This window comes from Pacificoceanicola niger (assembly GCF_048553275.1).
GTDB lineage: Bacteria > Pseudomonadota > Alphaproteobacteria > Rhodobacterales > Rhodobacteraceae > Pacificoceanicola.
On record NZ_JBLZMW010000005.1, the window covers coordinates 64,501 to 80,221 of the forward strand.

A 15,721-nucleotide genomic window follows, 5' to 3' on the forward strand; every position below is an offset into this window, starting at 1 on the left:
GTGGCGGGGTAACAGTATATGTCGGGGAACACCGCACAACAGTATGGCGAGAATGACATCGCCATTGTCGGGATGGCCACGCACCTTCCCGGATCATCGGGTATTGCCGAATACTGGCGCAACCTGCGGGACGGGGTATCGTCGATCCGGCGGCTGTCCGAAGAGGATCTGAAAGCCGCGGGCGAAGATCCCGGTCTGATCCGCCACCGCGATTACGTGCCCTTCGCCGCGCCGCTGGATGATTTCGAACACTTCGACGCGGAGTTCTTCGGGTTTTCCCCGAAGGAAGCCATGATCATGGACCCGCAGCACCGCCAGTTCCTCGAATGCGCCTGGGAGGCGTTGGAAACGGCGGGCCATGTTCCGGAAAACTTCCCCGGACAGGTCGGCGTCTTTGCCGGTTGCGGCATGGGGAGTTATTTCTACTTCAACGTCTGCTCGAACCCTGATCTCGTTGAAAACACGGGCATGTTCCTGCTGCGCCACACGGGCAACGACAAGGACTTCATGACCACCCGGCTCAGCCATGTGCTCGACCTGCACGGCCCCTCGATCAACCTGCAGACCGCCTGTTCGACCTCGCTCGTGGCGACGCATTACGCGGTGCAGGCGCTGCTGAATGGCGAATGCGACATGGCGCTTGCCGGTGGCGTGACCATCGAACTGCCGCAGGGGCGGGGGTATCTCTACAAGGAAAACGAAATCCTGTCGCCCGATGGCGCCTGTCATGCCTTCGATCATCGCGCACAGGGCACGGTCTTCGGCTCGGGTGCGGGCGTCGTCGTGCTGCGCCGGATGGCGGATGCAGTGGCGGATGGCGATCACATCTGGGCCGTGATCAAGGGCACGGCGGTCAACAACGATGGCGCGCAGAAGGCCGGGTATCTGGCGCCTTCCGTCGATGGACAGGCGGCCGCGGTGGCGGAGGCGCAGGCAATTGCCGGGGTCTCCTCGGATACAATCGATTACATCGAATGTCATGGCACCGGGACCTATCTTGGCGATCCCATCGAAGTGGCCGCCCTGACGCAGGCCTTTGCCGAGAGTGGCGACGGCGTGGGCCATTGCCGGATTGGCAGCGTAAAAACCAACATCGGCCATCTGGATACGGCGGCGGGGGTGGCGAGTCTCGTGAAGACAAGTCTTGCGCTGCACCACAAACAAATGCCGCCGTCGCTCGGGTTTGAAAAACCGAACCCGGCGATTGATTTCGAAGCCTCGCCGTTTCGGGTGAACGATCGCCTGACGGACTGGAAACGGGGCGACCATCCGCGCCGCGCCGGGGTCAATTCACTTGGCGTCGGCGGGACCAACGCGCATGTGGTTCTGGAAGAGGCACCGGAGCGCATCGCATCCGAAGACAGCGATTTCCCCTTCCAGATCCTGACCCTTTCAGGGCGCAACAAGGCAGCACTTGAGAGCAATGCACAGCGGCTGGCCGCCCACCTGCGGGCGCATCCGGAGCAATCTCTGGCCGATGTCGCCTATACGCTCAAGGTCGGGCGCCGCGCCTTTGAACGGCGCATGGTTGTCGTCGCAGACAGCCACGCAGAGGCGGCCAGACTGCTGGACGAAGGCAATCCGCGCCGGGTTTTCCAGCACAAGGCGCTCGACCGGCCCGACGTGGCATTCCTGTTCCCCGGTGGCGGCGCGCAATACGCCGGGATGGCGCGGGATCTCTACGAGACCGAGCCGGTCTTTGCCGAGTGGATGGACAAGGGTCTGGACCACCTCGCGACGCTGAGCGATGTGGATATGCGCGGGCTCTGGCTGCCCGGGGGCGACACGGCAGAGGCCGACAAGGCGCTGCAAAAGCCAAGCCTGCAGCTGCCGCTGATCATGATTTGCGAATACGCGCTGGCGCAACTCTGGATGAGCTGGGGCGTGGTGCCTGCCGTCCTCGCGGGTCATTCCATGGGAGAGAACACGGCGGCCTGCGTGGCCGGTGTCATGGGGTTCGAGGACTGTATCGGCCTCGTCCATCTGCGCGGCCGGTTGTTCGACACGGTGCCTGCGGGCGGGATGCTCTCCGTCGCATTGTCAGCTGACAACATTAAACAATTTCTTAACGACGCCCTCGATCTGGGGGCCGAAAATGCGCCGAACCTGTGCGTGGCGTCGGGACCTCAGGCGGCGCTCGACGATCTGGAAGTGCGCCTCAAGGCCGAAGGTATCGACTGCCAGCGCATCGGCATCGACATCGCCGCACACAGCCGGATGCTGGAGCCGATCCTCGCGGAGTTCCGCGCCTATCTCGCCTCGATCCCGCTCAGCCCGCCGCAAATACCGCTGACCTCCAACCGCACCGGGGAGATGATGACGGACGCGCAGGCGACAAGCCCGGATTACTGGACCGAGCATCTGCGCGGCACGGTCTATTTCGCCAAATGCGTCGGGACACTGGCGCAGGAAAACCGGGTTTTCCTTGAGGTCGGGCCGGGCAAGGCGCTGTCCTCCCTCGCCCGCCAACATGAGAGCGTCAGCGCCAATCAGGTGCTGAGCAGCCTGCGCCATCCCGACGATCCGATCGCCGACGACAAACACCTGTTCGAAGTGCTCGGCCGGCTTTCGGCTCTGGGCGCGGAGGTGGATTGGGAGCAGATCTGGGGCGGCGCGCGGCGCAACCGCGTGGTGCTGCCGACCTATGCGTTCCAACGGGCCCCATATTTCATCGCGCCGGGCAAGACGACGACAGAGGCCGCGCCGCAGTTCCTGATGCGCAATGAAGATGTCTCCGGCTGGGGATGGAAACCGGTCTGGAGGCCGCGGGCCGCCGAGCTCGACGTGGATCTTGCCGATCTCAAGGACGCGGAGCCGCAAACCTGGCTGATCTTTGTCGATGATGCCGGGCTGGCCATTGGTGCCATCGCCAGATTGCGCAGGGCTGGCCACACTGTTGTCGAGGTCCGCGTGGGCGACACGTTCCAGCGGCTCTCGGGTGATCTCTATATCCTGTCACCGGAGCGTGGGCGCGAAGGCTATGACCTTTTGCTTGCCGATCTGGCGCAGAATGGCGTGGTGCCGACCCGCGTGGCGCATTTCTGGATGGTAACGGCGGACGAATCGCACCGCCCCGGCTCGTCCTTCTTCCACCGGGTACAGGAGCAGGGCTTCTATTCCCTGATGTTCCTGGCGCAGGCTTTGGCCGAGGAGGGCACCGCCAAGCCACACGTCACGGTCTTCACGAATGGCGCGGCCAAACTGCGGGACGAAGCGCTGCCCTATCCGGGCAAGGCAACGGTGGCCGGCCCGGCCCGCGTGATCCCGCGCGAATTGCCGGGCATGACGGTCTCCACGCTCGACGTGGTGCTGCCCGTGCAGGCAGAGGGACCGGTCTGGACGCGCAACCGGGCCAGGGCGGCCCATGCGGCGGCTTTGGACACGCTGACGGATCGCGTGCTCGAAGAGATGATGAGCGCGCCCTCCGGCGCCATTGCCGCGCTGCGCGGTGATCGCCGGTTTGAATGCGCGATGCGGCCCGTGGCCCTGGAACCGGACCTGCCAAAAGCCTCCGGGGGCGTCATCCTGATCACCGGCGGGTTCGGCGGGATCGGCCTGACGCTGGCGCAGGATTTCGCCGCCAAGGGCGCCAGGTTGGTTCTGCTGGCGCGCAGGGCCCTGCCGGACCGGCAAACCTGGGCTGATTACCTGACACGGCACGCGCCGAGCGATCCCCTGGCGCGGCGCATTCGTGCCGTGGAACAGCTGGAGCAGGCCGGGGCGGAGGTCATGGTCGTCGCCGCCGATGTCTGCAACGCGGCGCAGATGCAGCGGGTCAAGGACGATGCCGAACAGCGATTTGGCACGATCACCGGGGTGATCCACGGCGCCGGCGTCATCAAGGACGCGCCACTGCTGACCAAGACACCCGCGACGATCGAAGACGTCTTTACCCCGAAGATCCACGGAACAGAGGTGCTGGGGCAGGTTTTCCCGGATGGCTCCGTGGAGTGGATCGCGCTCTTTGCGTCCTCCTCCACCGTCACTGCGCCCGCGGGACAGGTGGATTACATTGCAGCAAACGAGTTCCTCAACGCCTTTGCCCGATCGCGGTCCGGCGGCAAAACGAAGGTCGTCGCGATCAACTGGGGTATCTGGAACGAGGTCGGCATGGCCGCAGAGGCCGTCACCGCGCGCACCGGGGACCTGCCCGCCGCGCCGGTCACGCCCGTTGACCTGCCGATGCTGGACGAGGCCAGCTTTGATGCGCAGGGCAACCGGACCTTCACTGCCCGCTATTCCGCGCGCGACTGGTTCATCGACGAACACCGGACGAAGGCGGGCGACGCGCTGCTGCCGGGCACGGGGTACCTGACCCTTGCCGCCCATGCCCTCAGGGCGCATCACGAAGAAGGCCCGTTCGAGCTGCGCGACCTGAACTTCCTGCGGCCGTTGCGGATCGCCGATGGCGCGGCGCGGGATGTGAAAGTGCGGCTGACGCGCAATGATCGCGGCTATGGCTTTGCGGTGCTGGCCGATGCGGCGCTGAACGGGCGGCAGGGGTTTGCCCTGACGGCGGATGGTGCGATTTCATTGCTGCCGATGGCGCGGCCCGAGACCATCGACCTGACCGCGATTCGCGCCCGCTGCGGCGCGCCGGTGGTGGCGGAAGGCGGCGGCAAACTGCCCGCCGCGCAGGAATTGCTGCTGCGGTTCGGCCCGCGCTGGAAAGTGCTGGACAGCCAGGCCTTCGGGATCGACGAAGGGATCGCGACGCTGTCCTTGCCTCAGGCCGCGCGGGACGATGGCTGCCTGTTGCATCCTGCGCTGATGGATATTGCCACCGGCTGGGCCATGGCGCTGATCGACGGCTGGCAACCCACGCATCTCTGGGCGCCGGTGCGCTATGGCCGCGTCCGGGTCCATGGCGCGTTGCCGGAGCGTGTCGTCAGCTGGGTGCGCAATGCGGCAGAGAACAAGGCCAGCGGTGAGACCGCCGGCTTCGATGTGACGCTGTGTGATGAGGACGGGGCGGTTCTGGTGGAGATCACCGGCTTTACCATCCGCAAACTGGCCTCGCTCGATGTGTTGAAAAGCGCCCCGCCTCTGAGCGCCTCCGAACTGGAAGTGGACGACACCGGCGCGGCGCAACCTCTGTCACCGGCAGAGGAACGGCTGGCGCACAATCTGTCGCAGGGGATTCTCCCGGCGGAGGGCGTGCGGGCGTTCCACGCCGCGCTGGCGCTGAACCTGCCGCAGGTGGTGGTCTCCTCCATGGATCTGGACGCGCTGACCCGGCAAACGGCGGCCAGCAGCGACGTGACGGGGGAAACGCAAAAATTCGAGCGGCCGCAACTGGATGGCGATTACGTGGCCCCCGAGGGAGAGATCGAACAGACGCTTGCCGGTTTCTGGGAAGACCTGCTTGGCGTGCAGAACGTCGGTGCGGAGGACAGCTTTTTCGATCTCGGCGGGCATAGCCTCATCGCGGTGCGGCTGTTTGCCATGGTCAAGAAAGCGTTCCGCGTGGATTTCCCGATTTCCGTGCTCTTTCAAGCCCCGACGATCCGCACCTGCGCGGCGCTGATCGCGGAGCAGACCGGGCATGTGGAGGCAACGTCTGATGCTCCGACGGATGCGAAACCGGAACGCCGGTTCAAGCACCTTGTCGCCATGCACGATGGCGATGGCGGTGCGCGGCAGCCGTTTTTCCTTGTGGCGGGGATGTTCGGCAACGTGCTGAACCTGCGGCACCTTGCCCATCTCCTGGGTGCGGACCGGCCGTTTTATGGCTTGCAGGCCAAGGGGTTGCTCGGCGGGGAAGCGCCGCATGCGACGATCGAAGAGGCCGCGCGCGATTACATTGCCGAACTGCGGCAGGTGCAACCAGAGGGGCCGTACATGCTGGGCGGCTTCTCCGGCGGCGGCATCACCGCCTATGAGATCGCGCAGCAATTGGACGCGATGGGCGAGACGGTGTCTTTGGTCGTCATGCTCGACACGCCCCTGCCCCGGCGCCGACCGCTCAGCACCCCGGACCGGCTGTTGATCCAGTGGCATCAGGCGCGCGAAAAAGGCCCGCTGTATCCGCTGATCTGGGCCAAGAACCGCATCGCCTGGGAATTTGCCAAACGGCGGCACGCCGAGGAGACGGGCGCCGATCACGCCTTTCACAATGCGGAAATCGAGGCTGCGTTCTATGGCGCGATTGCCCGCTATGAAGTCGAGCCTTGGGGAGGGCGCGTGGTGCTCTATCGTCCGCCTCTGGTGGGCAAATGGACGGTCAGCGGCGGACGGCTGGTGAATTCCGAGCGGAGCTATGTTCTCGATGACAACGACTGGGGCGAGACGCTGCCGCAGATTGAGGTGCACGAGGTGCCGGGGAACCATGACAGCATGGTTCTGGAGCCGAATGTGCGGGTTCTTGCCGGACTGATGCGCAAGGCCATCGAAGAGGCCGAGGCGCAGGCGATGGGCCACGGCGAGGTCGTGACCTTCCCGACGCAGGCGGCGGAGTAGCCAATGCCCAAGCTGCTGACAGTGCTGCTGAATTACCGAACGCCGGACATGACGATCCGTGCGGCAAAGGCAGCTTTGGTCGCTTTGCAGGGGTTGGACGCAGAGCTGGTGATTGTCGACAATGCCTCCGGCGATGGCTCCTTCGAGGCGCTGCGCACGGCGGCGCGGGACTGGCCCGGTGTCCGGGTGATCCAGTCCGGCCGCAACGGCGGCTTCGGCGCGGGCAACAATACCGGCATACGGGCCGGGATGGCCGACGGATCACGGCCCGATTACGTCTATCTGCTGAATTCCGATGCCTTTCCCGCGCCCGAGGCGATCCGGCGTTTGCTTGAACATCTGGAGACGCATCCGGAGGCCGGACTTGCCGGAAGTTTCATCCACGGCGAGACGGGCGATCCGCATATCACGGCGTTCCGCTTTCCCTCCGTCTGGTCCGAACTGGAGGGCGCGGCGCGGTTTGGCCCGGTGTCGCGGCTGCTGAAGGGCAAGGCCGTGCCTCTGCCCCTGCCCGAGCGGACCGGCCGCGTCGATTGGCTGGCGGGCGCGTCGCTGATGATGCGGCAATCGGTGCTGGATCAGATCGGCCTCTTTGACGAGACGTTTTTCCTCTATTTCGAAGAGACGGACCTGTGCCTGCGCGCCGCCCGCGCCGGGCATGAGACGCATTACGTGCGCGACAGCGCCGTGGCCCATATCGGGTCCGTATCGACGGGGATGAAGCGCTGGGACCGTATTCCCGGCTACTGGCTGGACAGCCGATGGCACTATTTTTCCAAAAACCATGGGCGCGGCACGGCGATGCTGGCCACTCTCATGCACGCGTTCGGCGGGGCGTTGTGGCGGCTGCGGATGCTGGTGCAGGGCAAGGCGCCCGCCGATCCGCCCAAATTTCTGCGCGATCTGATTGTACATGATTTCAAAGCGGTGTTCCGGCCTTTGCCGACCCGCCGGGCGGCGTCCATGGATGCTGCCGAAGCAAAGTGGAGTGATTGAGATGACGGCCTTTTCCTGCGTCCTGATGGGCAATGAATCGCTTTTGGTCGGCTGCGCCGAGCGGCTGCTCGAGCGCGGCAACACAGTGCGGGCGGTCATCACCGAGGCCAGCGACGTTGCGGATTGGGCAAAGGGGCGCGGACTGCGGGTCCTGCGTGATCCAGGCGATCTGAACGGCGAGGCGTTCGACTGGCTTCTGTCGATTGCCAACCTGCGGATCATTCCGGACAATGTGCTGCGGCTGCCCGCGCGCGGCGCGGTGAATTTCCACGATGGTCCCCTGCCGCGCCATGCCGGTCTGAACGCGCCGGTCTGGGCCTTGCTTGAGGGCGAAACGCGGCATGGAATTTCCTGGCACCTGATCGAGGGCGAGGTGGATGAGGGCGACGTTCTGGTCTCGCAGGACTTCGACATCACCGGGACCGACACCGCGCTGACCCTGAACACCAAGGCCTATGAGGCCGCGATGGAGAGCTTTCCCGCGCTGCTGGATCAGCTGGAAAGCGGCGACCTGCAGCGGCGGCGGCAGGATTTGTCCCATCGCAGCTATCATGGGCTGACGGATCGCCCCGCCGCGCTTGGCCTTCTGGATTGGACGCAGCCGGCCGAGGATCTGGACCGGCTTGTGCGGGCGCTGGATCATGGCGGTTACTGGAACCCGCTGTGCGCGGCAAAATTCCGCGCGGGCGGTGCGCTCTGGCTTGCCGGACATACGCGGCTGGCCGAGGGGATGGGCGCGCCCGGAACGGTGCTGGAGGTGACAGCGGATCACCTGACCGTGGCCTGTGGCTCCGGTGCGCTGCAGATCGAAACCGTGACGCGTCTGTGCGGGGCGCCCGTGAATGCCCATGCCGTGGCGAAGGACGGCGATGCCCTGCCCTTGCTGACCGAGGAGGAGCGGGCGCAAGCAGACGCCGCAGGGGCACGGATCGCCGCGCGGGACAGCGTCTGGCGTGTGGCCCTGGCCGATCTGAAACCGGTGCAGGTGCCCGGTGCCTGCCATGGTCAGGACAGCATCGAAACACGGGGGCTGAGCCTGCCTGCCGGAGAAGACGGGCTTGCGCTGGTGGCCAAATGGGCGGCGCGACTCGGGGGGACAGGCACGTTTGATCTGGCCTTTGCGGATGCGGACATCGCCGGGCTGGCGCAGACGGGCTTGGTCTCGCCCTGGGCCCCCATGCGTGTGACCGCAGAGCGGGCGAGCGGACTGGATCACGCCGTGAAAGCGCGGAGTTTCGCGCTTGATCTGAGCGCCCGCGCGCCGGAACTGCGCTGGCCGGAGGTGCCGCATATCGGGGTTACACTGGACGCGGGGCATGTGCCGGGAACGGTGATGACGGTGGACCTCGGGGCGCATCCGAAGCTGACCTATGATAGCGGCAGGATTGCCAGTCAGACCGCCGAACTGATGATCGCGCGGCTGGAATTGCTGGTCCATGCGCCAGAGCAGGCCCTGCCGGACGCAGAGCGGGATCTGGTTCTGTACCAGTGGAACGACACGGCGACGGACCATGACCGGACGCTTACGATGCACCGCGCTTTCGAAGCGCAGGTGGCGAAAACGCCAGAGGCCGTTGCGCTGGTCTTCGAAGGGCTGAGCCTGACCTATGCGCAGCTGAACGCCCGCGCCAACCGCGCCGCGCATGTGCTGCGCGAGATGGGCGTGGGTCCGGGTCAGGTGGTCGGGCTGTGCTGCCGGCGGTCCGTGGACCTGATGACCGGGGCTTTGGCGGTCCTGAAGGCGGGCGGGGCCTATCTGCCGATGGACCCGAGCTATCCCGCTGACAGGCTTCAGCATTTCGTGGAAGACAGCCATGCGCGGGTGATCGTGACGCAAGCCGCGCTTGAGGCCAGTTTGCCGAAGCATGACGCGCAATTGCTGGTGCTCGATGCGGAGCCGCGCCTGGATACGGCCTCCAACGAAAACCTGCCGGAGATCTCCGGACCGGAGGATCTCGTCTATCTCATCTACACCAGCGGCAGCACTGGCAAGCCGAAAGGCGTGATGATCGAGCATCGCAATGTGCTCAACTTCTATCGCGGTATGGATGAAGTGGTGCGCGATCATGGCGGGACGTGGCTGGCCGTGACGTCGCTGTCCTTCGACATTTCGGTGCTGGAGCTGTTTTATACAACGGCGCGCGGGTTCAAGGTGGTGCTGACCGGGGATGAGGATCGCGGGCTGATCTCGAAAGGGCCGCTCGGCGCGAGCGGGGCCGGAATGCAGTTTTCGCTCTATTATTGGGGCAATGACGACGGCGTCGGGCGGGACAAATACACGCTCCTTCTCGAAGGGGCGAAGTTCGCGGATCAGCACGATTTCGTGGCGGTCTGGACGCCCGAACGGCATTTCCACGCCTTTGGCGGACCCTATCCGAACCCATCGGTGACGGGCGCTGCCGTTGCGGCCGTGACGAAACAGATCGGCGTGCGCTCCGGCTCGGTCGTCGCGCCCTTGCACCATCCCGCGCGGATCGCCGAAGAGTGGTCGGTGATCGACAACCTGACCAACGGGCGCGCCGGTCTGGCCATTGCCAGCGGCTGGCAACCGGATGATTTCGTCCTTCGGCCCGAAAATACGCCGCCGGACAACAAGACTGCGATGATCGAAAACATTGACCAGATCCGCCGCCTTTGGCGTGGCGAAGCGGTCGAGTTTCCGCGCAAGGACGGCACGCCGCACGCGGTGGTGACGCAGCCGCGCCCGGTGTCGAAAGAATTGCCCGTCTGGGTGACGACGGCGGGCAATCCGGAGACATGGAAAGAGGCCGGGCGGCTTGGCTGCAACGTGCTGACGCACCTGCTTGGCCAATCGGTCGAGGAGGTCGGCGGCAAGATCAAGCTGTACCATCAGGCGTTGCGCGAGGCGGGACATGACCCGAAGGATTTCACCGTCACGCTGATGCTGCACACCTATCTGGCCGAGACGCGGGAGCAGGCGCGGGAGATCGCACGGCAGCCGATGAAGGATTACCTCAATTCCGCGGCGGGCCTGATCAAGCAATATGCTTGGGCGTTCCCCGCCTTCAAACGGCCTGAGGGGGTAAACAACGCTTTTGATCTGCAGCTTGACGGGCTGGAGGCTGAGGAGCTGGACGCGATTCTCGACTTCGCCTTCGAGCGGTATTTCAACGAAAGCGGTCTGTTCGGCACGGTCGAGGACGCCATGGCGCGGGCCGAGGAGGTCAAGCGGATCGGCGTCAACGAAATTGCTTGCCTGATCGATTATGGCATCGACCGGGACGTGGTTCTGGACGGGCTGACGCCGCTCGCGGAGGTGGTGCAGGCGACAAAGGGCGCGCCGGAGCCGGAGGCGGACGATTTCTCCATCGCGGCACAGATCCTGCGTCATGGCGTGACGCACCTGCAGTGCACGCCGTCGATGGCGCGGATGTTCGCGATGAATGATGAGGCGCGGCAGGCCTTGCGCGGCGTGAAGCATCTTTACTTTGGCGGGGAGCCGCTCCCCGGTGCGTTGGTCGATGAGTTCAGCGAGATCACTGAGGCCGGCATAACCAATATGTACGGGCCGACGGAGACCACGATCTGGTCTTCGACCCAAAAGGCCGAGGCCGGGGCATCGGTGGTCAACATCGGCTACCCGCTGGCCAATCAACAGCTTTACGTTCTGGATACGGCACTACAGCCCGCCGGGATCGGCGAGGAAGGCGAGCTATGGATCGGCGGCGAGGGCGTCACGCGCGGCTATTGGGAGCAGCCCGAGTTGACCGCCGAACGCTTTGTTCAAAACCCGTTTCACAGCGGTCGCATGTATCGCACAGGCGATCTGGTCCGGCGGCGCGCCGATGGGGCGATCGATTTTGTTGGACGCGTCGATCATCAAGTCAAGCTGCGCGGCTATCGCATCGAACTTGGCGAAATCGAGGCGGTTCTGGAATCGCAAGACGATGTGACACAAGCCGTGGTCATGGCACGGGAAGACACGCCCGGGGATCTGCGGCTTGTGGGGTATTACACCGGCACGGCGCAGGATGAGGCGGCCTTGAAGGCCAAGATGAGCGCCGATTTGCCCGGCTTCATGGTGCCGGGGCGGTTTGTCCAACTGGATGCTTTCCCGCTGACACCAAACAAGAAAGTGGACCGCAAGGCCCTGCCCGCGCCCGGCGCGCCAGCGCAGGCCAAGCGCCCTGCCGCGCCGCCCGTACCCGCAGCAGAGATTTCGCCTGCCGTGCAGCCCAACCTGCAGAATTCAGCAGAGATCGAGACCGCGATTGCCGCGATCTGGACCCGGTTCCTTGGCGTTGCCGGGATCACCGGGCGTGACAATTTCTTTGATCTTGGCGGGCATTCGCTTCTGGCGGTGCAGGCACATCGGGCCATCCGCGAAGAACTGGGTGCGGCCAAGCTGTCGATCACCGACATTTTCCGCTTCCCCGTGCTCGCCGATCTGTCCGGCAAGGTGGCAACACTTCTGGACGGATCGCTCGTGCTCACGCGGCCCAAACCCGTGGTGAAACCGCCCGTGACGCCCACGCCCCTCCCGGCGGCACCCGCCGTGCGCCCGGCACCGGAGCCCATTCAAAACGAACGCGCCGCCGCCAGGTCCAAGGCCATTGCCCGACGCCGAGAAATGCGGGCGCGCCGCAGCGCCTGACATACCGACACAACCGAACACGCAAGCCCGGGTGAGAGAATCACCCGGGCTTTTTCGTCTGAAAGCAGCGCAAAATTCGGCCCGAATGGGGCGCTGTTTGCCACATTTGGGCAAAATCGGGCGAGACTGGGGCGCGGAGTTTTCCCTTTTTCTCGCGCGAGAGCGGCCACCCGAAGTCAATTGTGACGAGAGTAAGGCAGAGCCCGGACCCCAAACCTCCAAGACTCCGCTAATTTCCTGAAATTATGACGAAAATGTGTTCGGAATCCCGATTCCAGACACGCACTGTTTCCTGAAAGCCTCCGGAAAACCATGGCGCAAATAAGGCAGCGTCGTTAGATTGTGACATGAAGATGGCGACACCCGGGCCAACCCATGACGTCATCTTCATCGCATTGGGGGCAACTTTGCGGGAGTAATAAAATGAACCAGTTCCAGTCGCTTGACGAAGTTGTCTCTGCCCTGAAGCGCCGCGCGTGGCTGATCGTGCTGATCACCTTCGTTGGCTGCGTCCTCTCGCTCAACTATGCCATCAGCCAGATCAAGACCTTCGAGGCAACCGCCGTTGTCCAGATCGAAGACGCCAGCGTGCCGGATCAACTGGCCGGTGCCACCGCAGCCGTTGAAGGTGCCGCCCATCGGGTGCGTCTGATCGAACAGCGATTGATGGCGCGCGACAACCTGATCCGCATCATGGAAAAGCACAACCTGTTCACGGACAATCCCGACATTTCCCTGAACGAGCGTATCTTCCAGATGCGCCAAGCTGCCTCCATTGATCAGATCGTCGATCCGTCGCAGATCTACGCCGCTGGCGGCAATGCCCCCTCCGGCCTGCTGATCACCGTGCGTCTGAACGATCCGCAGAAGGCCGCCGACCTTGCCAATGAGCTGATGTATTCCGTGATTGATCAGTCCCGTGACCGCTCCGTGAGCCGGGCCCGCGACACGCTCGATTTCTTCGATGCCGAAGAAGCCCGCGTCGGCAAGGAAATCGCCGCGATGGAAGAAACGATTGCCCTGTTCAAATCCGCCAATTCCGATCAGCTTCCGGCCGGTGTTGCCGATCTGCGTGATCAGCTGGCCAACCTGCGGGACGCCGCGCTCGACCTCGATCAACAGATCCTGACCATCGAAACCACGTCCGAGCGTCAGCGCGACGAGGTCAAACTGGCAAACATTCAGCTTCTCGAAGAGCAGAAGCTTCTGGTGACCGAACGCATTACCCAGATCCAGGCGCAGATTTCCGGTGCCCCGGAAGTGGAGCGCGCCCTGAACGGAATGGAGCGTGAACTGACCCGCCTTCAGGACCAGTACAGCGTGATTTCCCGCCGCAAGGCCGAGGCGGAAATGGGCCAGGCCCTGGAAGATCGTCAGCAGATGGACCGCTTCGAGGTGCTCGAAACCGCGCTGGTCCCCGAGAATTCGGTTTCCCGCAGCCGCAAGAAGACCGCCATCATGGGTGCCGTCGCCAGCCTGATCGTCGGTGTCGCAGTCGCCGTCGTCGCCGAGCTGATGAACCCGGCGATCCGCTCCGCCGCACAGATGGAGCGCATACTCGGCATCCAGCCGGTGGTTGCGATCCCGACCGTGTCGACCCGCCATGACCGCACCCGCCGTGGCCTGAGCATCTTTGGCTGGGTGGCGGGGCTGGCGGCCATGCTCTACGCCGCAGGCCGCCTGATCGGCAACAGCATCTCCTGGTCCGAGCTTCTGGGGCGCCTGTTGCCCCGAACCGCACGGTCCTGACTGCGCAGCTACAGCGCATGTGATCTGGTAGGGCCCGTGTCAGGGATATGGCCGGGGTGGAACACGCCAGGATCACGATGGAAAACCCCCGCAGCCGCGAGGCTCGGGGGTTTTTTCATGGGGCCGGGCAGGCGATCGGCTCAGTACTGATATTTCCCGACTTCGGTATTTTCGGCCTTGTTCAGGACCATACCGAGCAAGGGCGTCTCTTCGCCCAATCGGCGTTCGACTTCCTTGATTTCCTTTTCGGTGGTGATGCCCCCCCCGACAACCAACAGGACTCCGTCAAACAACGGACGGAATGCAATCACATCGTCGTAGTATAGCGCCGGCGGCAGATCAAAAAGCACAACATCGGGGGCCAGTTCTTCCTCGATCCGGTCGAGCGTTGCGGCGGTGCGCGGGTCTTGCAGCAGCTCCGAGGCGTAGGGTTCGACCACCTCGTTGAAGCCAAACGCAATGTTGCGCCCGGCGTTGATCCTGTTTTGCCCAATCCGGACGAGGTGCTCTTGCGGCTTTAGTTTCCCGCGCAGCATGTCGCCCATGGAACCCGGGTTCTTTCGCCCAAGAACCTTTTGCAAGGTCGGGCGCCGCATATCGCAATCGAGCAGGAGCGTGCGGCAGTTTTCCTGCCGCGACAGGCTGATGGCGAGGTTTGCGGCGGTGAACGTCTTGCCGCAGTCCTTGGTCGGCGATGTGATCGCGACACGTTTCCAGCCGTGTTCCCCAAGCGCCTGCAGCAACCGCGTGCGCAGGACATCGAATGTCGTATAAGCCGGATCTTCGCGGGTTGCCGTGATAACACGCTGCGCGGCGAGATGGCTTTCGCTCACGTCAAACTCGCGCAGGGACTGCCATGTCGCAGCCGCATCGCGCGCCGGGGCGGGCGCGGCTTCAGGCTGCGGTTGCACATCAATCGGGGGTTCAGGCGCTGGGTTCGGGCGTCCCGGAGTGATCGGTTTGGTCAGTATCGGCGGAACCGCGTCGTCATTTCCGGCGGTCGATGCCGGCTCCTTCGGCAGGGTGGCCGGCGCAGTCAGAACGGCGCGGGCATCGGCCTCGCGCTTTTCGGCCTCTTCGCGCAGGGCCATACGGCGCGCGGCGCGCTCTGCGGTCTGCCGCTCGGCTATCTTTGCGTCATCCTCGGCCTTGCGGCGCAGCGCCGCCTCCCGCGCGCGCCGCTTGGCCTCGAAAGCCTCTTTCTGGCGGGCCAATTCCGCGTCCTTGCGCGCCTGCTCTTCGGCCAGTCTTGCTTCGCGACGCGCCGTTTCGATGGCCTCTGCTTCGAGCCGATCCGCCTCTTCGCGGGCCTTGCGCGCGGCCTCTGCCTCGTGGCGGCGCTTTTCGTCGGCACGGCGTTGCCGCTCCGCTTCGGCCGCCTGACGGGCAGCGCGCTCTTCGGCCAGACGCTTTGCCTCGGCCCGCCGGCGCTCTTGCTCGGCCCGGCGTGCCGCGTCTTGTTCGGCTGCCTCGCGCGCGGCCTTCGCCGCGGCCAGACGCTTTGCCTCAGCCTTGCGGCGCTGGAGCTCCAACTGACGCGCGCGTTCTTCTTCGGCTTTTTCCTGTTCAGCCAAAGCGATCGCCGCGCGCTCCGCTTCGGCGGCCGCTTTCGTTTGCCGGTCAAGCTCGGCGGCGTCGCGGTCCTGTCGGGCCACCCTTTGGGTGCGGTTCTCAAGCGGCTCAATCGTGGCGCCGTCGTCCGCGTTTGTCTCCGGCTCCGTCTTGCGGAATTTTCGTTTGAATTTACGGCGGTCCATCATGTTCATCGCGCTCCGACCTCCGGGATCAAGCATACCGGGCTGGCGGCAAGATTGCCGCCCGCGCATGACTTGTTCAAATCATAGTCGGTATTCATACCTGCTCAACTCCGGTTCCCGGCGCGAATTGCGGCACACAGGGTGT

General features: G+C 64.5%; 5 protein-coding genes. 4 read left to right on the forward strand and 1 reads right to left on the reverse strand.

The genetic code is table 11. The annotated features are described in order from the left end of the window. Positions 1 to 18: 18 nt before the first annotated feature. The 4 genes from ACN2XU_RS08775 (at position 19) to ACN2XU_RS08790 (ending at position 13,819) form a co-directional block, all read left to right on the forward strand. On the forward strand, positions 19 to 6,459 hold the full coding sequence (locus tag ACN2XU_RS08775; protein WP_419410052.1) for a type I polyketide synthase: 6,441 nt from the start codon (positions 19 to 21) through the stop codon (positions 6,457 to 6,459). A gap of 3 nt (positions 6,460 to 6,462) precedes the next feature. After that, positions 6,463 to 7,455, forward strand: coding sequence for a glycosyltransferase family 2 protein (locus ACN2XU_RS08780; RefSeq protein WP_419410053.1), 993 nt, complete (start codon positions 6,463 to 6,465; stop codon positions 7,453 to 7,455). Between the two features lies 1 nt (position 7,456). Then, a complete protein-coding gene (locus ACN2XU_RS08785) occupies positions 7,457 to 12,070 on the forward strand; it encodes a MupA/Atu3671 family FMN-dependent luciferase-like monooxygenase (protein WP_419410054.1) in 4,614 nt (1,537 codons plus the stop codon). A 423-nt stretch (positions 12,071 to 12,493) separates the two neighbouring features. After that, entirely contained in the window at positions 12,494 to 13,819 is a 1,326-nt protein-coding gene (locus ACN2XU_RS08790) for a Wzz/FepE/Etk N-terminal domain-containing protein (RefSeq protein ID WP_419410055.1), read from the forward strand. Between the two features lie 140 nt (positions 13,820 to 13,959). On the opposite strand, the gene ACN2XU_RS08795 is transcribed toward ACN2XU_RS08790, so the two are convergent. Further along, positions 13,960 to 15,585, reverse strand: a complete 1,626-nt coding sequence (locus ACN2XU_RS08795) for a CpsD/CapB family tyrosine-protein kinase (RefSeq protein ID WP_419410056.1) — start codon at positions 15,583 to 15,585, stop codon at positions 13,960 to 13,962. Positions 15,586 to 15,721 lie beyond the last annotated feature (136 nt).